Raw genomic sequence first — 25,663 nt, forward strand, 5'->3', positions numbered from 1 at the left:
AAATAGAAACATTCTTTAACTATGCATACCAGTACCTACCAGTTTTTTGTATATTGCCCTAAAATCTATTTTTTATGAATATTATTTCCATTCAAAACAATATTGGATTACCAAAATATAAGCAGATTATTCTTTCAATAGAAAAAGCAATCGAGGAAGAAAAATTGGTAAAAGGCGATAGGCTTCCGTCTGTCAATAAAGTTTGTCTGGCGTTTTCATTATCGCGGGATACGGTTTTATTAGGATATGATGAACTCAAAAAAAGAGGAATTATTTATGCCATTCCGGGCAAAGGATATTACGTTAAAAGCGTTGAAACCACTATAAAACAAAAGATTTTTTTATTATTTGACGAATTAAACAGTTTTAAAGAAGACATCTATAATTCGTTTTTAAAAAACATTGGAAAAAATGTTCAGGTGGATATTTTTTTCCATCATTTTAATGTTCCCGTTTTTCAAAAGCTAATAAACGACAGTAACGGGAATTATACAAAATACATCATTATGCCAACCAACTTAAACGATGTAGTTAAATTTATAAAAACCCTACCAGTAAGCGAAGTTATCATACTGGATCAGACTAATCCTGACCTGAAATTATATCCTGCAATTTATCAAAATCATGAAAAAGATATTTTTGAAGGGTTACTAAAAGGGAAATCTAAATTAGGAAAATATAAAAAACTGATTTTGATTTTTCCGGGATTTCGGGAACCACTCGGAATGAAAATTGGATTTGAAAATTTTTGTACCAATTATAATTTTGAACATGAAATCATAACCGAATTTACAGACAGGGAAATTACTTCACGAGATTTATATATCATCCCTAATGATCGTGATTTGGTTCGTGTGATTGAAAAAGCCCGGGATCAAAACCTGAAATTAGGAATTGACTTTGGAATAATATCATACAATGAAACGCCATTAAAAAAAATTGTAGCAAATGGCATCACAACTATTTCTACTCATTTTGAAACTATGGGTAAAATTTTAGCAGATATGGTCATCAAAGGAAGGAAAGAACAAATAGAAAACAAATCATCCTTAACGATTCGAAATTCTCTTTAATCTAAATCTTCAGGCAGAATTAATTATACCTGATTTTTTGTTTTTGTAAAATTATTTTATTTACATTTGCAAATGTAAAATTTACACTTATTTTGGTTTTAAGTGAAAATAACAAGAATTCTGAGTTAAATAATTAGTTAGTTTTTTAATAGTAGTTTTTATTGAAGAAAAAACCCTGAGAGTTTGTGGCTTTCAGGGTTATTTTTTCTCGATGATTTGAGAGATTTTCAATTCTTGTATTGGTACAATTTGCTAAATCAGCACTTGAAATTTATAAGTTTTTCAATAATATCTGTGCAAATCAGTTTTAATCCGTTCAATCTGTGGGCGAAATTTTATAAATTCAACACAAAATCGTTCAATAATTTTTCTTCGTATTTCTCTTTATTAAACGTGTAGAGATAAGATCCTTTTCTGGAAGACTGCATGTCTTTTTCCTCTAATTTATTTAAAATTTCTAAGGAGTTAATTTTGCTGATAAAGTTTCGTTTGTCTAATTCCTTACTCAAAATTGCTTCATATAATTCCAGCAATTGACGCATAGTAAATTTTTCCGGCAATAATTCAAAACCAATTGGTTTAATCGAAGTTCTGTAGCGTAATCTTTTAATAGCATTTTGTACCATTTCGTTATGGTCAAAAATTAAATGAGGAGCTTCGGCAATACTAAACCATTGCGCGTGATAATTTTTAATCAACTCTGCATTATGATTTTCGATATTAATTAAAGCGTAATAGGAAACCGAAATAGTTCTTTCGACAGGATCACGATCAATTTCACTGTAAGCATATAACTGCTCCATATAAATGTCGTTTAAACCCGTGTAAGTATTTAAAATTCTAATTGCAGCATTGTCTAATACTTCATCTCTTTTTAAAAAACCTCCAATCAAAGACCATTTTCCTTTTTCAGGCTCAAAGTCTCTTTTGATTAAAAGTATTTTCAACCCCTCATGGTCAAATCCAAAAATGATACAATCAACTGCCAATAAAACTTTATCTGCAGAGCTATAACTGTTTAGCATACTCAATATTTTAGCTGTAAATATATAAACTTCTTAATTCGTATCACAATTATTAATGTGGTTTTTACACTTAAAAAATGTAACTTTTTTTGAATGGTTATATTGATAGTTGTGATTTCAATTCAAGTGACAAAAGTAATAGTTTTTTAATGTCAAAATCACTATTAAACCTCTCATTTTTAACTTTTTTAAATATTTATATTAGTTTAAAACATGTTGTGTCAAATTGTCATTTTAACCATTTGCCATCATTATCAAAAAAATATTTAGTAAAATAAAAAGTGTTTTTTATTATTTGTTCTGTATTCTAATTTGCGAAATATTCTTTTTTCACTTCTTAATTTATTCATTCACTTTCTTTAGCATATTAATTTTACAAATGTTCGTTCAACACTTATTATTTTTATATTTGTTTATTGGATAAGCTTTAAAACGTGATAATAAAGCTTGTATGTTATTAGTATTAGAAGAAATTGTTCTGAGATGCTCTTTTATTTGCTTAACTGAAAACCGACATTTAATCCATTATATAAGGATTAATTTTTTTTTGAATTAACACAACCCAATATCAAAACCAGATTTCTGAGCTTCTGTCTGATATTAAAACCAAACCAATATTATGAAAAAAGCACTTTTTGTTACACTTCTTTTTGCGATTTCTACTCAGTTGAGTTTTGCTCAAAACCAGACAACCGTTATTAGTATACAACATAAAGCAGATGCGCCAATAATCAATAAAAACATTTACGGACATTTTGCCGAGCACTTAGGACGATCTGTTTACGGAGGTTTTTTTGTGGGCGATACCTCCAAAATTCCCAACACAAAAGGCGTTAGAAATGATATTATTAAAGCTTTAAAAGAGTTAAAAATTCCCAATTTAAGATGGCCTGGCGGTTGCTTTGCTGATACCTATCACTGGAAAGACGGAATTGGACCTCAGGAACAAAGACCAACTATTGTAAACAAATGGTGGGGTGGCGTAACAGAAGATAACAGCTTTGGCACGCATGATTTTTTGAATATGTGCGAATTGTTGGGGGCGGAACCGTATTTGTCAGGAAATGTGGGAAGCGGCACCGTTCAGGAATTGGCTGATTGGGTTCAATATACCAATTTTAGCGGAAGAAGTCCGATGAGTGATTTACGCAAAAAGAATGGCAGAACTGAGCCGTGGAAAGTTAAATTTTGGGGAATTGGAAATGAAGCCTGGGGATGCGGAGGAAATATGACGGCAGAATATTATGCAGGTGAATACCGCAAATTTGCCACATTTATGTCGGATTGGGAAAATACGGGCGGTTTTACCAGAATTGCTTCCGGATCAAATAGCGCTGATTATAATTGGACGGAAGTCCTGATGAAAAATATTCCGTTAAATATGTTAGGAGGAGTTGGGGTGCATCATTATGCTGTAATAGATTGGGCTAAAAAAGGCGATGCTGTTGATTATACCGAGGATCAATATTTTAAAACCATGAAAGAAGCCCTGAAAATGGAAGAACTCGTTACCAAACATAGTGCTGTGATGGACAAAAACGATCCTGAGAAAAAAGTAGCCATAATGGTTGACGAATGGGGTGCTTGGTATGATGTTGAAAAAGGAACAAATCCCGGGTTTTTATACCAGCAAAATACAATGAGAGATGCGGTTTTGGCAGGAGCAACGCTAAACATTTTTAATAATCATGCTGATAGGGTTCGTATGGCAAATTTAGCACAATGTGTCAATGTTTTGCAAGCCGTTATTTTAACTGATAAAGCAAAAATGATTACTACGCCAACCTACCATGTCATGAAAATGTATAATGTGCATCAGGACGCGACATTATTGCCTTTAAATTTTCAGCCACCGTTATATACTTTTAAAGGAGAAACACTTCCGGCTGTTTCAGCTTCTGCTTCTAAAGATAAAAGCGGACTGGTTCATATTTCATTAGTAAATATCGATTCAAAAAATAAAAATAAAATAGAGATTGATGTAAATGATCTGGGCGTTAAAAACTTTACCGCTACTATTTTAACCGCTTCAAAACTTCAGGATTATAATTCATTTGATACTCCAAATAAAATTGTGCCGATAATTTTTAAAGCGTTTGAAAATAAAAAAGGGAAACTGGAAATTACAATTCCTCCTTTTTCAGTAGTTGTTTTAGAAGGAAAATAGAAAGCGATATTCTGTATTAATAATACCTTTTAAGAATTGATTTAAATCAAAATCTATTCAAAATAGCGTGAATTGAATGTAAAATAAAGTAGTGATGAAAGTGATTATATAAGATTGGCTTTTAGAGTTTTGAAGATAATCATGAAATAATCGCAAGATAATAAATGTAAAATCAACGTTTGATTTCTGTTTTAATGCTAAAGTGCTGTTTTTATGCATTATCTGTAAAAATTAAAATGATAATTTTTGTTAAGTGTTTTTTATACACTTATGAATTAATTATATTTATATTTGTCATTATTTTAAAATGACTTTCGAATGAAAAATTACGTTATAGGATTGGACTATGGAACAGATTCTGTCCGGGCGATGCTAATTGATACTGAAAATGGGCAAGAACTGGCATCAAATGTTTCTCACTATAAAAGATGGAAAAACAAACAATATTGTGACGCATCCATAAATCAGTTTCGTCAACATCCTTTAGATCATATCGAAGGTTTAGAAATAACGATTCAAACGGTTATAAAAGAAAGCAAAGTTGATCCAAAATTAGTACGAGGAATTTGTATTGATACAACAGGATCTTCGCCTGTTCCGGTTACAAAAGAAGGAATTCCACTGGCTTTGACAAAAGGTTTTGAGGAAAATCCGAATGCGATGATGGTTTTATGGAAAGACCACACAGCGATAAATGAAGCAAACGAAATCAATGAATTAGCAGTAAGCTGGGGCGGAGAAAACGTAACCAAATATGTAGGCGGAATTTATTCATCAGAATGGTTTTGGGCAAAAATCCTGCACATTGCGAGAGAAGATGAAGCGGTTCAAAATGCAGCGCACACCTGGATGGAGCATTGCGATTTAATGACCTATTTATTAATTGAAGATAAAGATTTAAAAACCTTTAAAAGAAGCCGCTGCGCCGCGGGTCACAAAGCGATGTGGCACGCAGACTGGAACGGTTTGCCTCCGGTTGAATTCTTAGAAAAATTACATCCGTATTTGGCACAACTTCGCGGCAATTTATATGATGAAACCTATACATCTGATTTAGTTGCCGGAAATTTAAGCAAAGAATGGGCTGATCGTTTAGGACTTTCTACAGATACAGTTGTAGCCGTAGGAACCTTTGATGCGCATTCCGGAGCTGTTGGAGCAAAAATTGGAGAAAACACTTTAGTTCGCGTTATGGGAACTTCAACCTGCGATATTGTGATAGGCTCAAAAGAAGAAATAGGAACAAAAACGGTTCGTGGAATTTGCGGACAAGTTGACGGATCTGTAATTCCGGGATTTATTGGTCTTGAAGCCGGACAATCTGCTTTTGGAGATTTATTGGCTTGGTACAAAGAATTATTGCTTTGGCCAACAGATCATTTATTAACGGCTTCAACTGTTTTAAATGAAGAACAAAAAGAACAATTAAGAGAAGAATTCAGCGATAAATTAATTGTAGAATTGACAAAAGAAGCCGAGAAAATTTCGGTTTCGGAAAGTCTTCCAATGGCGCTGGACTGGATTAACGGACGCAGAACTCCGGATGCAAACCAGGAATTAAAAAGCGCGATTTCAAATTTATCATTAGGAACAAAAGCGCCGCATATTTTTAAAGCTTTGGTAAACGCAATCTGTTTTGGAGCGAAAAAAATAGTGGATCGTTTTGAAGAAGAAGGTGTAAAAATCGACAGCGTTATCGGGATTGGTGGCGTTGCAAGAAAATCTCCTTTTATCATGCAGACTTTGGCAAATGTTTTAAATAAACCAATCAAAATCGCAGCTTCAGACCAAACTCCGGCTTTGGGAGCAGCAATTTACGCAGCCGTTGCAGCCGGAATTTATCCGAATGTAATTGAAGCAAGCCAAAAAATAGGAAGTGATTTCGACGGAGAATATTTTCCTCAATTAGATCAAGTTGCAGCGTACAACAAATTGCTGATTGCTTATGATCAATTAAGTGCTTACGAAGATCCAACTATAAAAAAATCAAAAGATGAGTTCTCTTTATAAAGATTTAAAACAGGAATGTTACGAAGCCAATATGCAATTAAATGCATTGAATCTGGTGGTGTATACATTTGGAAACGTGAGCGCGGTGGACAGAAAAAACGGTGTTTTTGCCATTAAACCAAGCGGCGTTCCGTACGAAGATTTAAAACCGGAAGATATTGTAATTGTTGATTTTGATAACAATATTATTGAAGGTTCGATGCGTCCGTCATCAGACACAAAAACACACGCTTATTTATATAAAAACTGGCCAAATATTGGTGGAGTTGCACATACACACGCAACTTATTCGGTTGCCTGGGCACAATCGCAACGCGATATTCCGATTTTTGGAACAACACATGCTGATCATTTAACAGCTGATATTCCGTGCGCGCCGCCAATGGCAGATGCGCTGATTGAAGGAAACTACGAACACAATACCGGAATTCAGATTTTGGACTGTTTCAAAGAAAAAAATCTTTCTTATGAAGAAGTAGAAATGGTTTTAATTGGAAATCACGGTCCATTTGCTTGGGGAAAAAATGCAGCAAAAGCAGTTTACAACAGCAAGGTTTTAGAAGTCGTAGCCGAAATGGCGTACCTGACTTTACAAATTAACCCAAACGCACCAAGATTAAAAGATTCCCTAATAAAGAAACATTACAACCGCAAACACGGAAAAGATTCGTATTACGGACAGTAGAAAAGTTTGTTTCAGGTTTCAGGTTTTTTTTTGTTTCAAGTTATTGGAACGTGAAGCCTGAAACTTGAAACAAACAGAAACAAAACAATAAAATAACAAATTCAAGATTTTCAGATTCCAACAAACTTGAAACCTGAAACTTGAAACAACAAATAAAGAAATGATAGATATCTCTCAAAAAGAAGTATGGTTTGTAGTAGGAAGCCAGGAATTATACGGTGAAGAAACACTAAGAAAAGTAGCGGAACATTCGCAGATAATTGCAAAAGGACTAGGAGCTTCGTCTCAAATTCCGGTGAAAGTGGTTTATAAAGATGTGGTAAAATCGCCATCACAAATTTTAGATGTTTGTTTAGCGGCAAACAATACTAAAAATTGTATCGGAATTATTGCATGGATGCATACTTTTTCGCCAGCCAAAATGTGGATTGGCGGCTTGAGTATTCTGAAAAAACCATTATGTCATTTACACACACAATACAATGCTGAAATTCCGTGGGGAACTATCGACATGGATTTCATGAACTTAAATCAATCTGCTCACGGAGACCGTGAGTTTGGTTTTATCATGTCCAGAATGCGCAAAAAACGTAAAGTGGTTGTTGGACACTGGGAAGACGAAAGAGTTCAGAAAAAATTAGGCATCTGGACAAGAGTTGCTTTGGGTTGGGATGAACTTCAAAACTTAAAAGTAGCCCGTATCGGAGACAATATGCGTGAAGTTGCCGTTACGGAAGGGGATAAAGTAGAAGCTCAAATTCGTTTCGGAATGTCGGTTAACGGATTTGATTCTTCAGATGTAACCAAATATATTGAGAAAGTTACGGATAAGGAATTGAATGATTTATTAGCCGTTTATGAGAATTCTTATACTTTAACCGATGCTTTAAAAGAAGGCGGAGCGCAAAGAAGTTCTTTAGCGGAAGCGGCAAAAATTGAATTAGGTTTAAGAGCTTTTCTTGAAGAAGGAGGTTTTGGAGCTTTTACCGATACGTTTGAAAATTTGGGAGTTTGGAAACAATTACCAGGAATTGCAACACAAAGATTAATGGCCGATGGTTATGGTTTTGGTGGAGAAGGAGACTGGAAAACGGCTGCAATGGTTCGTGCCTTAAAAGTAATGAATGTGGGGCTTGAAGGCGGAACTTCTTTCATGGAAGATTATACCTACCACTTTACACCTCAAAAATCATACGTTTTAGGATCGCATATGTTAGAAATTTGTCCGTCTATTGCTGATGGAAAGCCTTCTTGCGAAGTACATCCTTTAGGAATTGGAGGAAAAGAAGATCCTGCTCGTTTGGTCTTTAATTCACCTGCGGGAGATGCAATCAACGTTTCTTTGGTTGATATGGGAAATCGTTTCCGATTGATTGTAAACGAAGTGGAAGCAATTAAACCAATGGCAGAATTACCAAAATTACCGGTTGCAAGAGTTTTGTGGGATTGTAAACCAAATCTTGATATCGCTGCAACGGCGTGGATTCTTGCCGGAGGAGCGCATCACACGGTTTACAGCCAGTCAATTACAACAGAATATATGGAAGATTTTGCCGATATCGCCGGAATCGAATTATTGGTTATCGACGAAAAAACAACAATTAGAGATTTCAAGGATAAAATTAACGCCAACGAAGCGTATTATCATTTGTTTCAACATGGACTTTAGTGTTGTAAAATGTAATTTGTGAGTTGTAAAATGTGAAAAACCTAAGCAGATGATTTTTTTTACATTTTTAAATGATTAAATTTCACATCTTATATTTTACATCTAACATCTCACAATAACCACAAAATTATCATTTATGAATGTATTAAAACGTTGCGTTTTCGGAATTACTTTATTGAGTTTGGCAGCAGTTTCGGTTCAATGTAAAAGCGATAAAAAAGCTGATACAGAAATTGTTTCTTCGGATAAAAAAAATGCAGTTACAATTGAAAAATCAGAATACGGAACAACGGCAAAAGGAGAAAAAGTAGACAGTTATAAATTGAAAAACCAAAATGGGATGGAAGTTGATATCATCACTTTTGGTGGAAGAATTACAGATTTGAAAGTTCCGAATAAAGAAGGTGTTTCTGAAAATGTAGTAATCGGATTTACTTCTTTGGCACAATATGAAAAAGAAAATCCATTCTTTGGAGCTTTAATAGGAAGATACGGTAACCGAATTGCGAAAGGAAAATTTACTTTGGACGAAAAAGAATATTCATTAGCCATCAATAATGCGCCAAATGCTTTGCACGGAGGTCCACAAGGTTTTTTCAACGTTGTTTGGAAAGCTGATGAGGTTAAATCAGGAAATGCTGCTTCTTTAAAATTATCTTATTTAAGTAAAGATTTAGAAGAAGGTTATCCAGGAAATCTTCAGGTTTTTGTAACTTATACATTAACAAATGATAATCAGTTAGAAGTTCTTTATGAAGCAAAAACAGATAAGAAAACGGTTGTGAATTTAACGCAGCATTCCTATTTCAATTTATCAGGAGATTTCACAAAAACAATCTTAGATCACGAATTGACTTTAAATGCAGATAAATTAGTTCCGGTTGATGCGACTTTAATTCCGACAGGAAAACTAGAAGATGTTGCCAATACGCCTTTCGATTTCAGAACTCCAAAACTAATTGGGGCAGCCATTGAAGTTAAAAATGAGCAAATAGAAAGAGGAAAAGGTTACGATCATTGTTGGGTATTGAATAATACTGAAAAAGGAAAAACAATCATCGCAAAAGTATACCACGCTGCAAGCGGACGAGTTCTTGAAATGACAACAGATGAACCCGGAATTCAGTTTTATTCCGGAAATTTCCTTGACGGAACTTTACCAACACGTGACGGCAAAAAATATGCACACAGAACCGGACTTTGTTTAGAAACAGAACATTATCCTGATTCTCCAAACCAGAAAAACTTCCCGACAACGGTTTTAAACCCGGGAGAAAATTATAAAACTAAAACTACTTTTAAATTCTCAGTGAAGAAATAGTTTTAGGATTTGTTTTACTAGTTCAATTCTCTAAGAAACCTCGGAAGTTATGCTTTCGAGGTTTTTTTTATGGAGAATTTTTCGCAACGAATTTCTCTAATTTTCACGAATTGACTACCTCATTTTTGTCATTTCGACGAAGGAGAAATCTCCACGAGAAGCTCTACAAAGATTGGATTTTCGTTGCGGAGTTACTTGCGAATATTTCTCCTTCGTAATTGACAAGATTGGGTAAAAACTTTGCGTCTTCGCTCCTGTTAGCTATCGGGATTGCGAGATTAATTCATCGGCATCTTTAAAAATCATAACTTAGCGATAGTAAAAAAACGATAATGAAACATCTATTCAAAGCAGTATTAAATTGGAAATCTAATCAAATTCAAGAAGATTCAAGGAAGCGATTTTACAACAAAAGTCATCAAATTAAAATTGAAGGAAAACCAGTTTTAAATGTTTCTGCAGCAAAAGCTTTTAAAGGCGATCCGGAATTATACAATCCCGAAGATTTATTGTTAAGCAGTTTGGTCTCTTGCCACATGATGTCCTATTTATACGTATGCTCTCAAAACGGAATAGAAGTTCTGGAATATTCAGACAATGCGGAAGCCACACTGGAAGTAAGTCCAGATGGAAGCGGACGTTTTGTTGAAGTTCGATTATGTCCTAAAGTAAAAATATCACATCCGGATCAAATTGAATTGGCTTTAGAACTTCATACAAAAGCAAATCAATTGTGTTTTATTGCGAACTCTTGCAATTTTCCTGTTTTTCATGAGGCAAATTGTGAGGTTTAAACCATATAAGCTATATAAGTAAATATAAGGTTGAGTTAACACAACAGCTACATTCAATGAAGTTATATAGCTTATATGGTTATAAAATGGGTTAAAACCAAAAAAACCTCTTCTTTCGAAGAGGTTTTTGTACCCGGAGCCGGAGTCGAACCGGCACGGTTTCCCACAGGTGTTTGAGACCAGCGCGTCTACCAATTCCGCCATCCGGGCTTAGCAGACGAAAAAATAACTAATAAATCAATTATTTTAACGCAATAGAATAAGTAATTATGTTACCATAACTGTGCTTATTCCTTTAACACGGTGCAAATGTAAAAAATAAAATTAAATGTTCTACTAAAAATACTTAAATTTTTCCTTTCAGTGTCCAATAAATTTTCTAAATTTGCACCTCGTTAAAACGACGCACACACAACTAACTACACCCGAGGCATTTATACTGGTCTTGCTTTACTTAAAATTGTAAAGCCGAATCGTGCAGAGCGCAGCGGAGCAAAAACAACAAATTATAATGTCGCACCTAGAACCAGAAGCTAAAATTTTTGCTTGTTCACAAAGTGTTTATCTTGCAGAAAAAATTGCAGAGCAATACGGAATTCCGTTAGGAAGAGTAACGATGTCAACGTATAGTGATGGAGAATTTCAGCCATCTTACGAAGAATCAATAAGAGGTTTACGCGTTTTTATCGTTTGTTCAACTTTTCCAACTGCTGATAATTTGATGGAATTGTTATTAATGATTGATGCAGCAAAACGCGCATCAGCCAGACACATTACAGCTGTTATGCCTTATTTTGGTTGGGCAAGACAAGACAGAAAAGATAAACCAAGAGTTCCGATTGGAGCGAAATTAGTAGCTAATCTATTAGATGCTGCAGGAGCGACAAGAGTAATGACAATGGATTTGCACGCAGACCAAATTCAGGGGTTTTTCGAAAAACCTGTAGATCATTTATTTGCATCTACAATCTTTTTACCATACGTAAAAAGTTTAAATTTAGATAATCTAACAATTGCATCTCCGGATATGGGAGGTTCAAAAAGAGCATATGCTTATTCTAAGTTCCTGGAATCAGATGTAGTAATCTGTTACAAACAAAGAAAAGCAGCCAACGTTATCGACACTATGGAGCTAATTGGTGAAGTAAAAGGGCGTAACGTAATATTAGTAGACGACATGATCGATACTGGTGGAACACTTGCTAAAGCAGCAGATTTAATGATCGAAAAAGGAGCATTAAGCGTTAGAGCAATTTGTACACACGCCATTTTATCAGGTGACGCATACGAAAAAATCGAAAACTCAAAATTAAGCGAGTTAATAGTTACCGATTCTATTCCGTTAAAGAAAGAATCAAAGAAAATCAGAGTAGTGAGTTGTGCGCCTCTTTTTGCAGAAGTAATGCACATGGTACACCACAACAATTCCATTAGTGGAAAATTTATAATGTAATAAATGGCAATATGCTATAGGCTGTAAGCTTTAAGCATTAAAAAATGTCGATAAATTTATTACGAAGAAAGCTTAAAGCCTAGTGCTTAAAGCTTATAGCAAATAGAATATTTATTAATAACTATATTTTTTTACAATGAAATCGATTACAATTAAAGGATCAGAAAGAGAAAGCGTGGGAAAAGTGGCAACTAAAGCCTTACGTAATGCTGGAGCGGTTCCTTGCGTGTTATACGGAGGAAATCAAGCAGTACACTTCTCAGCAGACGCTGCAGCGTTCAAAACCTTGGTTTACACTCCAAACGCACACACAGTTGTGATTGAGCTTGGAAAAGGAAAATCATTCAACGCAATTTTACAAGACATTCAGGTTCACCCGGTATCTGATAAAATTTTACACATTGACTTCTTTCAATTATTTGATGACAAAGAAATCACTATGGAAGTTCCTGTAAAAGTTGTAGGTACATCAAAAGGTGTTCTTGCAGGTGGTGTTTTACGTTTAAACACTCGTAAATTAAAAGTAAAAGCTTTACCTAAAAATCTTCCTGATTTTGTTGAAGCTGATATTACTCCACTTGAAATGGGTAACAAATTATACGTTACTAAAGTTGGTACACCAGACTACAAAGTTATGCACCCGGAGAACACAGTTGTTGCTCAGGTAAGAATTTCTCGTGCTGCTATGAAAGCTGCTCAGGAAGCTGCGAAAGCTGCAAAAGCTCCTGCAAAAGGAAAGAAAAAATAATTTTTTTCAAATTCAATACAAAAGCATCAATCGAAAGATTGGTGCTTTTTTTTTGCTTTAAGATTCTAAGATGCTGAGGTTCTAAGATTTCTACTCAGAAAATATCCAGTGTCAGGCTGAGCGGAGTCGAAGCCCCTTTTGATGTTTTGTGTTTGTTTTCTCTGAAGCAGAAATTTTCAGTTTCTTCAAGACCGAACGTTCCTGCCATCCGCTATATCTTTTCCTTGCTAAAGAAGCAAGAAAAAGGATACCGCTTCTGTCAGGGCTAGCCAGAGAATTAGTTTTTATAATTTTAAAAAGGTTCAAAGAAGCAAAGTTGCAAAGGGACAAAGGAAAATTCCGTAGTATGTCAGACTGAGCGGAGTCGAAGTCCCGTAAGTGGCTCGACAATCTAAGTGAAATACTTTGTGTGGACTTCGACTCCGCTCAGTCTGGCAAAAATGAAAATAAAAAATCTGCCCAAATCTGCTAAATCTGCGTGAAACCCTTTTTCTTCGCACCAAGAATAATTATCTCATTGCTACATTTCCTAATTATCTAATCAACCCATTGGCACATTCCCTAATTAAGTTTATTTTTGTATCATGATAAAATGGATAACGAAACTGTTTTCATCAACACAAAAAGAAGAGAAGACAGATAATATGAAACCGGAGGTTCACGAACACCCAAAAAACAATATAAAAAGCGTGAGTAAAAAATATTTAATCGTAGGACTTGGTAATATAGGGGCCGAATACGTAAATACAAGACACAATATAGGATTTAAAGTCCTCGATTTTTTAGCTAAAAAAGAAAGTCTTTCATTCGAAACTGTAAAACTTGGGGCTTTAGCCGAATATAAATTCAAAGGAAGAACGTTTTTACTGCTTAAGCCAAATACTTATATGAATTTAAGCGGTAAGGCTGTAAAATACTGGATGGACAAGGAAAACATACCTTTAGAAAACATTCTGGTTATTACAGACGATTTAAACCTGTCTTTCGGAACCATCCGTATCAAACCAAAAGGCAGTGACGGAGGTCATAACGGATTAAAAAATATCAATCTCATTTTGAACACGCAGGCATATACCCGTTTCAGATTTGGTATTAGCGATCAGTTCAAAAAAGGGCAGCAAATAGATTATGTTTTAGGAGATTGGGACGAAGAAGAAAAAGCAAAATTACCGGAACGTTTAGAAGTATCTTCGGAAATTATTAAATCTTTTGGAACAGCCGGACTAGAAAACACGATGACAACTTTTAACGGAAAATAAAGATTTACAAGTATTTAACGCTGAAAAAATCAAATTATCAGTTAATTAAATCGAATTATAACGAAATAGTATTTTCTATTCCAAAGTTAAATGTCTAAATTTGGTATAAATTATTATAAATCATAAAATCATAATATCATGGCTTTTGAATTACCACAATTACCTTATGCATATGATGCATTAGAACCACATATTGATGCTCGTACAATGGAAATCCATCATACAAAACATCATAATGCATATACAACAAATCTTAATGCTGCAATTGCAGGAACGGATTTAGAAGGCAAAACAATCGAGAATATCTTAATTAACTTAGATAAAAAAAACGCAGCAGTTCGTAACAATGGTGGAGGTTTTTACAACCACAATTTATTCTGGACAGTTATGTCTCCAGACGGTGGCGGATTACCAACAGGTGATTTATTAGCTGCTATTGAAGATTCTTTTGGAACTTTCGAAGAGTTTAAAGCAAAATTTGCTAAAGCCGGAGCAACTCAATTTGGTTCAGGATGGGCTTGGTTAACAGTACAAAAAGGTGGTAAACTAGAAGTTGTAGGAACTCCAAATCAAGATAATCCACTAATGCCGGAAGTTGCTGGTAACGGTGGAACTCCAATCTTAGGAATGGATGTTTGGGAACATGCTTACTATTTAAACTACCAAAACAGAAGACCAGATTATATTGAAGCTTTCTTCAGCGTAATTAACTGGACAGAAGTTGCAAGAAGATATGCTTTAGACAAATAGTCTTGAGATAATAGAATAAAGATTAAAGAAAAAAGACGGATGGCTTAATTGCTATCCGTCTTTTTTTATGTTTTATCTTTTTAATCGACAAGTATTCTATAGTCTTTCTTCTATACTCTTTCTTCTATACTCTTTCTTCTATACTCTTTCTTCTATACTCTTTCTTCTATACTCTTTACTCTGTTTTTCTTTCTCATAAACATAAATAAAAAAGGCGGAATCTCTTCCACCTTTTTTGCCCCAAATCTACCATAAACTTAACCTACTAATGTTATGGTTCAGTAAATATATGGTAGCTATTTATATGAAAAAAACTTTCTAGATGAATGGTAAATATATCCGATTAAGTGCTTAAAATCCTACTTTAGAAATAGTTGACTTTATTCCAATAAAAAAGGTGGAATTGCTTCCACCCTTTTTGCCCCAAATCTACCATAAACTTAACCTACTAATGTTATGGTTTTCCAAAAGTATTGCAGCATTTCAATTCTACCAAACATATAGGATGAACGGCAAAAAAAACCGATGAAATGCACAAATTAACCTTTTGTTAGTATTTTATTAATACGCTCTGGCGTCTTTTCCTTCATAAAAATTCATAAAAGCTCTATTTACAACACGATTTCCTCCTGGTGTAGGATAATCTCCTGTAAAATACCAATCACCAAGATTTTTAGGACATGCAATATGCAAATCTTCTACTTTCTGGAAAATGATTTTTACTTCGGCATTGATTTCAGGAGAACTTAACATTTCGGCAATTTTAGCCGAAACTTCTTCAGGAGTAAACTGATCATAAATAGCAGTAACATAATTCACAACATCACTGTCAATATAGTTTTCCTGTGCTTTACATTTTGCATAAACTTCATCAACAATGTGATAAAGGTTTCTTTCTTTTAATAAAGCCAAAGCTGCTCTAAAAGCTACAAGACCTTCTAGTTTTGCCATGTCAATTCCGTAACAATCAGGATAACGAATTTGTGGAGCCGATGAAACAATTACGATACGTTTAGGATTTAAACGATCCATCATTTTTATGATACTCATTTTAAGTGTTGTACCACGAACAATACTATCGTCAATAATAACTAAGTTGTCAGTTGGTTTGATTACTCCGTAAGTTACGTCGTAAACGTGCGCCACTAAATCATCACGGCTGCTGTCCTCGGTAATAAAGGTTCTAAGTTTAGCATCTTTAATAGCGACTTTTTCTGTACGGATTTTTACAGCCAATAATTCCTGTAAAGTTTCAGCAGTAAGGGTATCTCTATTATTTAAAATATAATTGTTTTTTCTTTGGTTTAAAAAATCCTGAGCAGCTTCAACCAGACCATAAAATGAAGTTTCGGCAGTATTCGGGATATAAGAAAAAACAGTATTATCTGTATCACTGTCAATTGATTCAAGAACGGCAGGCAAAATTAATTTTCCTAAGTTTTTACGTTCCTGATATATTTCAGCATCACTTCCTCTTGAAAAGTAGATTCTTTCAAAAGAACATGCTTTTTTTACAGTTGGTTCAAGGATTTGTTCCATAGAAACTTTTCCGCTTTTCTTGATAATCAAAGCATTTCCTGGCTCAATTTCCTGTACGCTTTCAAAAGGCACATTAAAAACAGTTTGAATAACGGGTCTTTCAGAGGCTACAACTACAACTTCGTCATCCTGATAAAAGTAAGCTGGACGAATTCCTGCAGGATCCCTAAAAACAAAAGCATCACCATGACCTAATAATCCGGCCATTGCGTAACCTCCATCTAAATTTTTAGCAGAACGGGCTAATATTTTTGCAATATCTAATCTTTCTGCAATTACAGGAGAAGCTTCTCTTTTAGAATATCCTTCTGTTTTGCAATCCTGATAAAGCTGCATCACTTCTTTGTCAAGAAAGTGACCTATTTTTTCCATAACGGTAACAGTATCCGCCATTTCTTTTGGATGTTGTCCCAGTTCTACTAAATTTTCGAAAAGTTCTTTAACATTCGTCATATTAAAGTTCCCGGCCAAAATTAAGTTACGGTGCATCCAGTTACTCTGACGTAAAAATGGGTGAACACTTTCAATGCTGTTTTTCCCAAAAGTTCCGTAACGAACGTGACCTAAAAATAATTCTCCTATATAAGGTATGTTTGCTTTTTGTTTGGCAACATCATCTGCATATTCAGGATGCGAAGTTAACTCTTCGTTGATACGCTCATTGATTTGTTTAAAAACGTCCTGGATAGGCTGTGCATGATTCGAACGAACCCGGCTGATATAACGTTCGCCTGGTTCAACATCTAATTTGATACTGGCAAAACCTGCTCCGTCTTGTCCACGGTTATGTTGCTTCTCCATCATTAGATACATTTTTTGTATCCCGTAAAAAGCAGTTCCGTATTTTTCTTTGTAATATTCAAGCGGTTTAAGAAGTCTAACTAAGGCTATACCACATTCGTGTTTTAAAGCGTCGCTCATTGTTTTTGTATTTGTGTTGTTGTTGTAAGTTGTGCGTAATAACGTAATAAAAAAGCCCCGTGTTATCGAGGCTTCAAGGCATTATATTTCTATGTCAAACTGAGTTAACGACTTAAATTGTTGTAATCGAATCGCTACTTCTGCTTTGCTTAATGTTTCCATCCTTTCGGTTCCAAATTTCTCCACACAAAATGAAGCTAAATTAGATCCATAAATTATGGCATTTTTCATATTGCCAAATGAGATGTTTTCGCTTTGTGCAATGAATCCTGAAAAACCACCTGCAAAAGTGTCTCCGGCTCCTGTTGGATCAAACACATCTTCTAGTGGTAATGCCGGTGCAAAGAATACTTCTCTGTTATGGAATAAAAGTGCTCCGTGTTCTCCTTTTTTGATCACCACATATTTTGGTCCCAATTCCTGGATTTTGTTTGCCGCTTTTACTAATGAATATTCTCCTGAAAGTTGTCTTGCTTCTTCGTCATTGATTGTAATTACATCTACACGTTTAATTACGTCAAGTAATTCCGGAAGAGCGCAATCCATCCAAAAGTTCATAGTATCTAAAACTACTAATTTTGGTTTTTTCTCCATTTGGTCTAAAACACTACTTTGTACTAACGGATGTAAGTTTCCTAACATCACAACATCAGCATCTTTAAAGTTTTGAGGAACTTTTGGTTGAAAGTCAGCCAAAACGTTAAGTTCAGTTACAAGAGTATCTCTTGAGTTTAGATCGTTGTGGTATAAACCGCTCCAAAAAAAGGTTTTTCCGCCTTTTACAATTTCGATACCAGAGATATCAATATTTTTTGAAGTTAAAAGATCTAAATGTTCTTGTGGAAAATCGTCGCCAACTACAGAAACAATGGCCGATTGTAGGTTAAAAAATGAAGCTGATAAACCAATGTAAGTTGCAGCACCACCTAATATTTTATCTGTTTTTCCGAAAGGAGTTTCGATAGCGTCGAAAGCAACCGTTCCAACAATCAATAATTTATTCATTTTATGAATTTCGAATTAGGGTGCAAAGATACTTCATAAGTTACAATATTGCAACGGTTTAGGTTCTCAAAATTTTCATAAAAAAACAATATCGTTTGCGGGGCTAAAACTATTGTAAATGAATGAATTAAATTTGATTCATCTGAGTGCTTAAAATATGTTTTTTCGATTTAAAATACAATAATTATTTTCGAAAAAAGCGTTGAAGATTTTAGTTAGATTTGTTTAAATATCAAATTTCATTCATGAAGAAAAATATAATCTTATTAATGCTGTTTTGTTTTTTGATTTCTTGCGAAAGAAAAGAACCTAATTTTTCTGAAGAAATGATTGAGAAATTGGCATATATGCACGAAGATCCAAAATTAGGTTTATTGCCATCTCACTATTTAAGTTTTGATTTATATGTTAAGAAAAGAGGCAAAGAAATTTATAAAACAAACAATCATGATTTATTCTCTTATTATAAAAAGAATTATGTTGAAAAATTTATTTCATTTGAAAAGTTTTTAAATGCTGTCTTGAATCAAGATTATCTTTTAGATGAAAATTTAGATGACAAATATTCTTTTAAATTAGATCAAAAAATACAGAAGGAATGTGTCAGTTTAGGATTTAATAGATTTCTAAAAAAGTATTCAGAAGGTAATATTGGAAAAGAAAAACTTAAACTCAATAGATCTATTATTCAAAAAAATGAATTCCGGACAATAAAATATCTTTTGTATAAAAATAAATATGATGTTGGTTTTGATGATTATCATGACATATATTATATTTGGAAAAGAGAGGATTCTTTCAAATAATTCTACAACTCATACTTCTTATCAAAATAATTTTTCAAAACCCCAATCTGAACCAAAATCATAAAAGGAACGACTAATAAAGCGTAAAGTACATTTTTAGAAAAATGAATTCCAGAAAATAAAGCAGAAGCTTTTTCAGAATAGGTTTTGGCAATTTCAAAATTAGCAACATCATTATTGGAGTAAACAGTATAAGCAGTCAGAGCAATTAAACTCATACCTATAAATATCCAGGCAGATCTGGAAATTAAAGGTTTGTAAACTTTGATTTTGCTTTTTTCTATTGCTAAAACCTGAGACATGATTTTTGAAGTAAAGTCAATAGATGTTGACTCCAAAGTACTTTCGGTCATCATTTTCTCAATCAGATTTTCTATTTCTTTATCATTTTCTTTCATAACATTCTATTATTTCTGGTTCTAATTGCTTTTTCAAAATTACAGCTAATTTTTGTCGGCTTCTAAATAATTTCACCTTAACATTATTAGCGTTGATGTTCATGACTTTTCCAATTTCTTCTAAACTCTGATCTTCAAAATAAAATAAAGTTAGGAGGAAATTTTCTTCACTCGGTAATAAATTCAAACAATTCTGAATAGTTTGCTTTCTTTCTTTTTCTTCCAAAGCACTTAAAGCATTGTCCATAGTTTTTATTAAATGAGCGGAAAATTCATCTATCGATATATTATTATCTTCTTTTTTATTTTTCTTCAGTCGATCTAAGCATGTATTGTAAGCTATTTTGTAAATCCAGGTCGAAAACTTAGAATCTCCTTTAAATTTATTTAGAGAACTGTACACTTTTATAAAAGTATCCTGTGCAACTTCCTCAGCTTCTTCCCTGTTTTTGATCATTTTATGAGCCAGCGAAAAAATCATGTCTTTATAACGATCAACCAATACGGCAAAAGAATTAGTCTCTCCCTGAAGAATTTTATCGATATAATGTTGATCACTTATTGTACTCATAATTATATAAGACGAGACGTTTTGTGTTTAGGTTACAAGAATCATAAAAAAAAATAATAAACCCCAATCTTTTTAAATTCCAAATTCCCCAAATAGTAATATAAAGGATCTTCATAAGATCACAATATTGTCATCGACGGAGGAGAGATCACACGCGAAACTCTAAAACAATTGGTGATTTTGATTTAGTATGAAGGATTAATCCCGATAGCTATCGGGACATCCTTACAATATGTCTGGTTCCTCCGGAACTTTTATGAAAATTCCGAAGGAATGATGTATATTGTAGCGAGGGATTTTAATCCCTTGGACACAAAGTAACCCTAATATTTGTCATCCTTCGTTTCTGAATACTTAAATTTTGACAAGATGGCAAATTAAGTTTAATTTCAAAAGAAATTCAAACTCAAAATTAACTCATAATCAGTAAGTTTTGGGATTTGGAATTTAAATTTTAAATTTTTTTCATCAAAAGTTGTAACCTCAATTCAAAACATGTCGTCATATGGGTATCAATCAATTATAAAAACAAAAAAATTATGGGACCAGAAATTTTAATACCAATTAGCATGTTCTTGATGATCTTCGGGATTGTCTATCTTATTTACTCAACAAGAAACAGAGAGCGTTTAGCACTTATAGAAAAAGGTGTTGATGCGAGTATCTTTTTAAAAGGAAGAAATAATGGATTTCCTGCATGGAAAGTACTTGTTGTTAATCTGGCTTACTTATTAATAGGAAGCGGAGTTGGAATTTTCATTGCTTTATTAATCACAACTTACACATCTTTAGAAGATGGAGCAGTTTATCCTTCAATCATTTTTATCCTGGCCGGAGTTGGTTTGCTTTTTGGATTTAACAAAGCAAAAGATTTAGATAAAGAATAAATCAATATTTGATTAATATAAAGCGCGTCACAAACAATGTTGGTGACGCGCTTTTTTTATGATTTTGAACCTATGGTTTCGTAATAAACATCTACAGAAAGGTTTTTCTGTAAAGATGCCATTACAGCTAATTCATCGCAACGCTCATTTTGAGGATGATTATTATGCCCTTTAATCCATTTAAAATCGACTTGGTGTTTTCTATAAATAATTAAAAATCGTTTCCATAGATCCGGGTTTTTTTTGCCGGTATAGTTTTTTTTCTCCCATCCAAAAACCCACTTTTTTACAACAGAATCAATGACATATTTAGAATCTGAAACAACTAAAACCTTCATATTCGGGTTTTTTAGTTTTTCCAGTCCCACAATTACTGCCAAAAGCTCCATTCTGTTATTAGTAGTAAGACGAAAACCTTCGTAAAATTCTTTTTTATGCGGCGTTCCCACCAGTTCCATTACTACGCCGTAACCTCCATTTCCGGGATTTCCTTTTGCAGCGCCATCAGTATATATATGTACTTCGTGATTCATTGTTATTTTTTTTCACCATATAAGTTATATAAGTTCATTTAAATAATGCAGCTTATATTTCTTTGTCAAGTATTGAAACAGTTAATTAGAGTCCAACTGATATACGTTCACTAAATAATACAGCTTATATTTCTTTGTCAAGATTAAGAGAGTCAATTAGAGTTCAACTTATATATTCTTATATGACTTATATGGTTTAATTTTTTACAGTTTAATCCTCCAATAATCTTGAAATAATTTCCGGAAAATACTTTTGTTCCAGTTCATGAATCTTTTCGGCTACTGTTTCCGGCGTGTCTTCGTCTGTTAGCGCTACATTTTTCTGAAAAATAATACCGCCTTCATCATAATGTTCATTTACATAATGAATAGAAATTCCGGTTTCTTTCTCCTTATTATTCACTATTGCCCTGTGTATGTGCATACCATACATTCCTTTGCCGCCATAATTGGGTAAAAGTGCCGGATGAATGTTGATTATTTTATTAGGATATTGCTCTATTATATGATCTGGAAATTTCAATAAAAAACCCGCAAGAACGATCATATCCGGATCGATTTCTTGTATTTTTTGTAAGAGGTTACGCTCTAATAATTCGTTTTTTGAGAAGATTTCGGTCGGAATTTGATGATTTTTTGCTCTTTCGATCACTTTTGCCGAAGCATTATTCGTAAAAACAGAAACGACTTTTGCAATTTTGGTTTTCGCAAAATATTTTATGATGTTTTCAGCATTAGTCCCTGATCCTGAGGCAAAAACAATAATTTTTTTCATAATCGAATTTAATTTGAGAATGCAAAAAACGGAATAAAAATCGAAAATAAATAGTATTAAAAGGGCTTTCTTGAAATTAATTTTATAAATTAGTGTTACATTTATAAACTAAATCGTGGTTTTAAAATAAAGTTTTTTATTTTTGCCAACAAATTAAATTCTAAAATTAAAGATTATGTCAGACATTGCATCAAGAGTAAAAGCGATTATCGTAGACAAATTAGGTGTTGACGAAAACGAAGTTGTAACAGAAGCAAGCTTCACTAATGATTTAGGAGCTGACTCATTAGACACTGTTGAGCTTATTATGGAATTCGAAAAAGAATTTGATATTCAAATTCCAGACGATCAAGCAGAAAACATTGCTACTGTTGGTCAAGCTATTTCTTATATCGAAGAAGCTAAAAAATAATAATACTGCACCCGAAATTTAAAAAAAGCAATTTTTAAAATTCCAAACTCCAATTTTGGAATTTGTTTTTTGAAAATTGAAATTTGTTAAAAGTCGGGTGTTATTATTTTTTTTAAAATTTAAATTTCGATTGTTTTTTCAATCAAAAAGATATATTTATATTGTAATGCCCATGGCTCTTAAGTAAACAATACAGTTAAGAAAGCATGGGTTTTATTTGTTTAAAGTACAAAATACATATTTATGACGTTAAAGCGAGTTGTTGTAACAGGATTAGGTGCTCTTACTCCTATCGGGAATAATATCCAGGATTATTGGGAGGCACTTGTGAATGGGGTAAGCGGAGCCGCTCCTATCACGTATTATGATACAGAGAAGCATAAAACGAAATTTGCCTGTGAAGTAAAAAACTTCAATATTGAAGATTACATGGATCGCAAGGAATCTCGAAGATTAGATAAATTCGCTCAATATGCAGTTGCTGCAAGTGATGAAGCTATTAAAGATGCCGGACTTACTGATGATAATATCGACAAAACAAGAGTCGGTGTTATTTGGGGAGCAGGAATTGGAGGTTTAGAAACTTTTCAAGACGAAGTAATTTATTATGCCAAAGGAGACGGAACACCAAAATTCAATCCGTTTTTTATTCCTAAAATGATTGCCGATATCGCACCAGCACACATCTCGATGCGTAATGGTTATATGGGTCCAAATTATACTACTGTTTCTGCATGTGCATCTTCTGCAAATGCATTAATTGATGCTTTTAACTACATTCGTTTAGGAATGTGTGATGTAATTGTATCCGGTGGTTCAGAAGCTGCGATTACTATTGCGGGTATGGGAGGTTTTAACTCTATGCACGCTTTATCAACAAGAAACGATAGCCCTGAAACGGCTTCAAGACCTTTTGACGGTACTAGAGATGGTTTTGTATTAGGAGAAGGAGCAGGAGCACTGGTTCTTGAAGAATATGAACATGCTAAAGCCAGAGGCGCAAAAATTTATTGCGAAGTTGGCGGAGGCGGAATGTCATCTGATGCTTACCACTTAACTGCACCACATCCGGAAGGAATTGGCGTTATTGCAGTAATGAAAAATACATTAAGAGATGCAGGATTGAAACCTGAAGATATTGATCATATCAATACTCATGGAACTTCTACTCCGTTAGGAGATGTTGCCGAATTAAAAGCCATTAGTGCTGTTTTTGGAGAACATGCAAAAAATATTAATATAAACTCTACAAAATCAATGACGGGACATTTACTTGGTGCTGCCGGAGCTATTGAAGCAATTGCTTCGATTCTTGCAATGCAACATGGTATTGTTCCTCCAACTATCAATCATACTGTAGTTGATGAAAACATTGATCCGGCATTGAATCTTACCTTAAACAAACCTCAAAAAAGAGAAGTAAATGTTGCTATGAGTAACACATTTGGTTTTGGTGGACACAATGCATGCGTATTGTTTAAAAAATTAGTTGACTAATTTCTGTATATGAATATTATCAAAAAAATATTTTCTAAATCCCGTTCTCTAGAAGACGGGATTTTTTTTGACACTATTCAGAAAATACTTGGTTTTGAGCCTGCTACGATCGATTTTTATAAGAAAGCTTTTACCCATAGATCTTCGAATAAATTAGACGAATCAGGACATCCAATAAATTATGAAAGACTGGAATTTTTAGGAGATGCTATGTTAAGTGCTGTAATTGCAGCGCATTTATTTGATAAAGCGCCAAATGGCGACGAAGGTTATTTGACAAAAATGAGGTCAAAAATTGTAAGCCGCGAACATTTAAATGAATTAGGTAAAGACTTAAACCTGGTTCGTTTTGTAGAAAGCAAAGTGCCAATTCAGCATTTTGGAGAAAATATCCATGGTAATATTTTCGAATCTTTAGTAGGTGCTATTTATTTAGACAGAGGATATTCTTATTGTGAAAAGTTTATTCAAAAACGTGTCGTTGCACCATATGTAGATATTGCAAGACTTGAAGGAAAAGTAATTAGTTATAAAAGTTTGGTTATCGAATGGTGTCAGAAAGAGAAAAGAGTTTTTCATTATGACATTTTTGAAGATAACGGTATTGACGGCCAACGCTTATTTGGCGTTAAATTAAGTATAGACGATAAAGTAATCGCAAGAGCGCGTGCAACTTCAAAAAAGAAAGCAGAAGAGAAAGCTTCACAAAGAGCCTATTTTGCATTTCAGGAAAAAATAGACAAGAAATAGCTACAACTTTACTGTAACTATCTTAAAGCTATAACGTTTTCGTTTATAAATTAATAAAAACAAGCACATCTTAACTATTTAAGCTCCGCTAGAAATAGTATATTTACACCTTGATTTTTCATGACATGGCTATTCATAGATTGGATTTAGACGAATTTGACGAAATTGATTATTATTTAATGGCAATCCATACTTCATTAGAAGATTACAGATTGGCCTATTTTATCAATAAAAACCTTCCGATAAACTTAAGTAAGAGCAAAAACGAGATCCATGCTCAAACTAAAGAAGGCGAGGCAAGTTTTTCAAGATTCTATTACTATGATGCCGAAAAAACAGTTTCATGGAATTTAATTCAGAATAAGAATGAGATCATTTCTGCGAGTAGAAGTGATTCCCAAGATTTGTTTTCCAATGAAACAAGTGAGGTTTCAACAACAATTCATTTACTTCCTGAATTCAAAAAAGTAGATTTTTTCCTGAAAATAGAGAATAGCGAAGAGGCTCTTGATTTTTCAGAAATTCAACAAAAATTAAATACCATCGAGAGTATTGCGGCTATTTATGCTGTAGATACTGATAAAATAAAATCAAAAAACAATCTAATTTTTTAAA

Annotated in this window: 24 protein-coding genes and 1 tRNA gene; 17 read left to right on the top strand and 8 right to left on the bottom strand. The window is 33.7% G+C overall.

What is annotated here, in order from left to right; genetic code table 11:
• Nucleotides 1-74: 74 nt before the first annotated feature.
• Nucleotides 75-1,073 carry a GntR family transcriptional regulator gene (locus ACHRVX_RS08355; RefSeq protein ID WP_395331145.1) on the top strand — a complete coding sequence of 333 codons (999 nt, stop codon included), beginning with the start codon at nucleotides 75-77 and terminating at the stop codon, nucleotides 1,071-1,073.
• 335 nt (nucleotides 1,074-1,408) lie between these two features.
• Here ACHRVX_RS08355 and ACHRVX_RS08360 read toward each other — a convergent pair whose 3' ends face one another.
• Nucleotides 1,409-2,098 carry an NUDIX domain-containing protein gene (locus ACHRVX_RS08360; RefSeq protein ID WP_213296024.1) on the bottom strand — a complete coding sequence of 230 codons (690 nt, stop codon included), beginning with the start codon at nucleotides 2,096-2,098 and terminating at the stop codon, nucleotides 1,409-1,411.
• 619 nt (nucleotides 2,099-2,717) lie between these two features.
• Here ACHRVX_RS08360 and ACHRVX_RS08365 point away from each other — a divergent pair.
• The 6 genes from ACHRVX_RS08365 (at nucleotide 2,718) to ACHRVX_RS08390 (ending at nucleotide 10,744) form a co-directional block, all read left to right on the top strand.
• Nucleotides 2,718-4,265 carry an alpha-N-arabinofuranosidase gene (locus ACHRVX_RS08365; RefSeq protein WP_395331148.1) on the top strand — a complete coding sequence of 516 codons (1,548 nt, stop codon included), beginning with the start codon at nucleotides 2,718-2,720 and terminating at the stop codon, nucleotides 4,263-4,265.
• A gap of 318 nt (nucleotides 4,266-4,583) precedes the next feature.
• Complete coding sequence (locus ACHRVX_RS08370; protein ID WP_395331150.1) at nucleotides 4,584-6,275, top strand: ribulokinase; 1,692 nt, start codon at nucleotides 4,584-4,586, stop codon at nucleotides 6,273-6,275.
• Nucleotides 6,259-6,960, top strand: coding sequence for an L-ribulose-5-phosphate 4-epimerase (locus tag ACHRVX_RS08375; protein WP_395331153.1), 702 nt, complete (start codon nucleotides 6,259-6,261; stop codon nucleotides 6,958-6,960). The genes ACHRVX_RS08370 and ACHRVX_RS08375 overlap by 17 nt, the downstream gene beginning before the upstream one ends.
• Nucleotides 6,961-7,120: 160 nt before the next feature.
• On the top strand, nucleotides 7,121-8,629 hold the full coding sequence (gene araA, locus ACHRVX_RS08380) for an L-arabinose isomerase (protein WP_395331155.1): 1,509 nt from the start codon (nucleotides 7,121-7,123) through the stop codon (nucleotides 8,627-8,629).
• Nucleotides 8,630-8,765: 136 nt separating this feature from the next.
• Nucleotides 8,766-9,950: an aldose epimerase family protein gene (locus tag ACHRVX_RS08385; RefSeq protein WP_395331157.1), complete on the top strand. Its 1,185-nt coding sequence runs from the start codon at nucleotides 8,766-8,768 to the stop codon at nucleotides 9,948-9,950.
• Nucleotides 9,951-10,282: 332 nt separating this feature from the next.
• Nucleotides 10,283-10,744 (top strand): OsmC family protein, encoded by a 462-nt coding sequence (locus tag ACHRVX_RS08390; protein ID WP_395331160.1) that lies wholly within the window; start codon nucleotides 10,283-10,285, stop codon nucleotides 10,742-10,744.
• 130 nt (nucleotides 10,745-10,874) lie between these two features.
• Here the strand turns inward: ACHRVX_RS08390 and ACHRVX_RS08395 are convergent.
• Nucleotides 10,875-10,954, bottom strand: a tRNA-Leu gene (locus ACHRVX_RS08395).
• Nucleotides 10,955-11,255: 301 nt separating this feature from the next.
• Here ACHRVX_RS08395 and ACHRVX_RS08400 point away from each other — a divergent pair.
• The 4 genes from ACHRVX_RS08400 to ACHRVX_RS08415 all read left to right on the top strand — a co-directional run bounded on the left by ACHRVX_RS08400 (nucleotide 11,256) and on the right by ACHRVX_RS08415 (nucleotide 14,954).
• Nucleotides 11,256-12,197 carry a ribose-phosphate pyrophosphokinase gene (locus ACHRVX_RS08400; protein WP_213295997.1) on the top strand — a complete coding sequence of 314 codons (942 nt, stop codon included), beginning with the start codon at nucleotides 11,256-11,258 and terminating at the stop codon, nucleotides 12,195-12,197.
• 136 nt (nucleotides 12,198-12,333) lie between these two features.
• Nucleotides 12,334-12,945 carry a 50S ribosomal protein L25/general stress protein Ctc gene (locus ACHRVX_RS08405; RefSeq protein WP_395331162.1) on the top strand — a complete coding sequence of 204 codons (612 nt, stop codon included), beginning with the start codon at nucleotides 12,334-12,336 and terminating at the stop codon, nucleotides 12,943-12,945.
• A 584-nt stretch (nucleotides 12,946-13,529) separates the two neighbouring features.
• On the top strand, nucleotides 13,530-14,204 hold the full coding sequence (gene pth, locus ACHRVX_RS08410) for an aminoacyl-tRNA hydrolase (RefSeq protein ID WP_395331165.1): 675 nt from the start codon (nucleotides 13,530-13,532) through the stop codon (nucleotides 14,202-14,204).
• Between the two features lie 138 nt (nucleotides 14,205-14,342).
• Entirely contained in the window at nucleotides 14,343-14,954 is a 612-nt protein-coding gene (locus ACHRVX_RS08415) for a superoxide dismutase (protein ID WP_395331167.1), read from the top strand.
• A gap of 561 nt (nucleotides 14,955-15,515) precedes the next feature.
• On the opposite strand, the gene ACHRVX_RS08420 is transcribed toward ACHRVX_RS08415, so the two are convergent.
• Both ACHRVX_RS08420 and ACHRVX_RS08425 read right to left on the bottom strand, forming a co-directional pair.
• Entirely contained in the window at nucleotides 15,516-17,414 is a 1,899-nt protein-coding gene (locus ACHRVX_RS08420; protein WP_395331169.1) for an amidophosphoribosyltransferase, read from the bottom strand.
• Between the two features lie 81 nt (nucleotides 17,415-17,495).
• Nucleotides 17,496-18,419: a PfkB family carbohydrate kinase gene (locus ACHRVX_RS08425; RefSeq protein WP_395331171.1), complete on the bottom strand. Its 924-nt coding sequence runs from the start codon at nucleotides 18,417-18,419 to the stop codon at nucleotides 17,496-17,498.
• A gap of 245 nt (nucleotides 18,420-18,664) precedes the next feature.
• Here ACHRVX_RS08425 and ACHRVX_RS08430 point away from each other — a divergent pair, with 245 nt between their 5' ends.
• Complete coding sequence (locus tag ACHRVX_RS08430) at nucleotides 18,665-19,225, top strand: hypothetical protein (RefSeq protein ID WP_395331173.1); 561 nt, start codon at nucleotides 18,665-18,667, stop codon at nucleotides 19,223-19,225.
• Between the two features lie 2 nt (nucleotides 19,226-19,227).
• On the opposite strand, the gene ACHRVX_RS08435 is transcribed toward ACHRVX_RS08430, so the two are convergent.
• Together ACHRVX_RS08435 and ACHRVX_RS08440 are read right to left on the bottom strand one after the other, a co-directional pair.
• Nucleotides 19,228-19,623, bottom strand: coding sequence for a hypothetical protein (locus ACHRVX_RS08435; protein WP_395331175.1), 396 nt, complete (start codon nucleotides 19,621-19,623; stop codon nucleotides 19,228-19,230).
• Nucleotides 19,610-20,194: an RNA polymerase sigma factor gene (locus tag ACHRVX_RS08440; protein WP_395331177.1), complete on the bottom strand. Its 585-nt coding sequence runs from the start codon at nucleotides 20,192-20,194 to the stop codon at nucleotides 19,610-19,612. The genes ACHRVX_RS08435 and ACHRVX_RS08440 overlap by 14 nt, the downstream gene beginning before the upstream one ends.
• A gap of 539 nt (nucleotides 20,195-20,733) precedes the next feature.
• Between ACHRVX_RS08440 and ACHRVX_RS08445 the strand changes: the two genes are divergently transcribed.
• Nucleotides 20,734-21,081 (top strand): DUF6249 domain-containing protein, encoded by a 348-nt coding sequence (locus ACHRVX_RS08445; RefSeq protein WP_395331179.1) that lies wholly within the window; start codon nucleotides 20,734-20,736, stop codon nucleotides 21,079-21,081.
• A 56-nt stretch (nucleotides 21,082-21,137) separates the two neighbouring features.
• Here the strand turns inward: ACHRVX_RS08445 and rnhA are convergent, their stop codons facing one another.
• The gene (gene rnhA / locus ACHRVX_RS08450) at nucleotides 21,138-21,614 is read right to left on the bottom strand and encodes a ribonuclease HI (RefSeq protein WP_089477971.1); all 477 of its coding nucleotides are present in this window, start codon (nucleotides 21,612-21,614) and stop codon (nucleotides 21,138-21,140) included.
• 211 nt (nucleotides 21,615-21,825) lie between these two features.
• Nucleotides 21,826-22,389 carry a phosphoribosylglycinamide formyltransferase gene (purN, locus tag ACHRVX_RS08455; RefSeq protein WP_395331182.1) on the bottom strand — a complete coding sequence of 188 codons (564 nt, stop codon included), beginning with the start codon at nucleotides 22,387-22,389 and terminating at the stop codon, nucleotides 21,826-21,828.
• Nucleotides 22,390-22,564: 175 nt separating this feature from the next.
• Between purN and ACHRVX_RS08460 the strand changes: the two genes are divergently transcribed.
• The 4 genes from ACHRVX_RS08460 (at nucleotide 22,565) to ACHRVX_RS08475 (ending at nucleotide 25,662) form a co-directional block, all read left to right on the top strand.
• Nucleotides 22,565-22,801 carry an acyl carrier protein gene (locus ACHRVX_RS08460; RefSeq protein WP_007137004.1) on the top strand — a complete coding sequence of 79 codons (237 nt, stop codon included), beginning with the start codon at nucleotides 22,565-22,567 and terminating at the stop codon, nucleotides 22,799-22,801.
• Nucleotides 22,802-23,044: 243 nt separating this feature from the next.
• Entirely contained in the window at nucleotides 23,045-24,298 is a 1,254-nt protein-coding gene (fabF, locus tag ACHRVX_RS08465; RefSeq protein ID WP_395331185.1) for a beta-ketoacyl-ACP synthase II, read from the top strand.
• 9 nt (nucleotides 24,299-24,307) lie between these two features.
• On the top strand, nucleotides 24,308-25,048 hold the full coding sequence (rnc, locus tag ACHRVX_RS08470) for a ribonuclease III (protein WP_395331187.1): 741 nt from the start codon (nucleotides 24,308-24,310) through the stop codon (nucleotides 25,046-25,048).
• Nucleotides 25,049-25,173: 125 nt separating this feature from the next.
• The gene (locus ACHRVX_RS08475) at nucleotides 25,174-25,662 is read left to right on the top strand and encodes an IPExxxVDY family protein (protein ID WP_395331189.1); all 489 of its coding nucleotides are present in this window, start codon (nucleotides 25,174-25,176) and stop codon (nucleotides 25,660-25,662) included.
• Nucleotide 25,663: the final 1 nt, after the last annotated feature.

The sequence above is a fragment of the Flavobacterium sp. FlaQc-47 genome, from assembly GCF_044006475.1.
Classification (GTDB): Bacteria; Bacteroidota; Bacteroidia; order Flavobacteriales; family Flavobacteriaceae; genus Flavobacterium.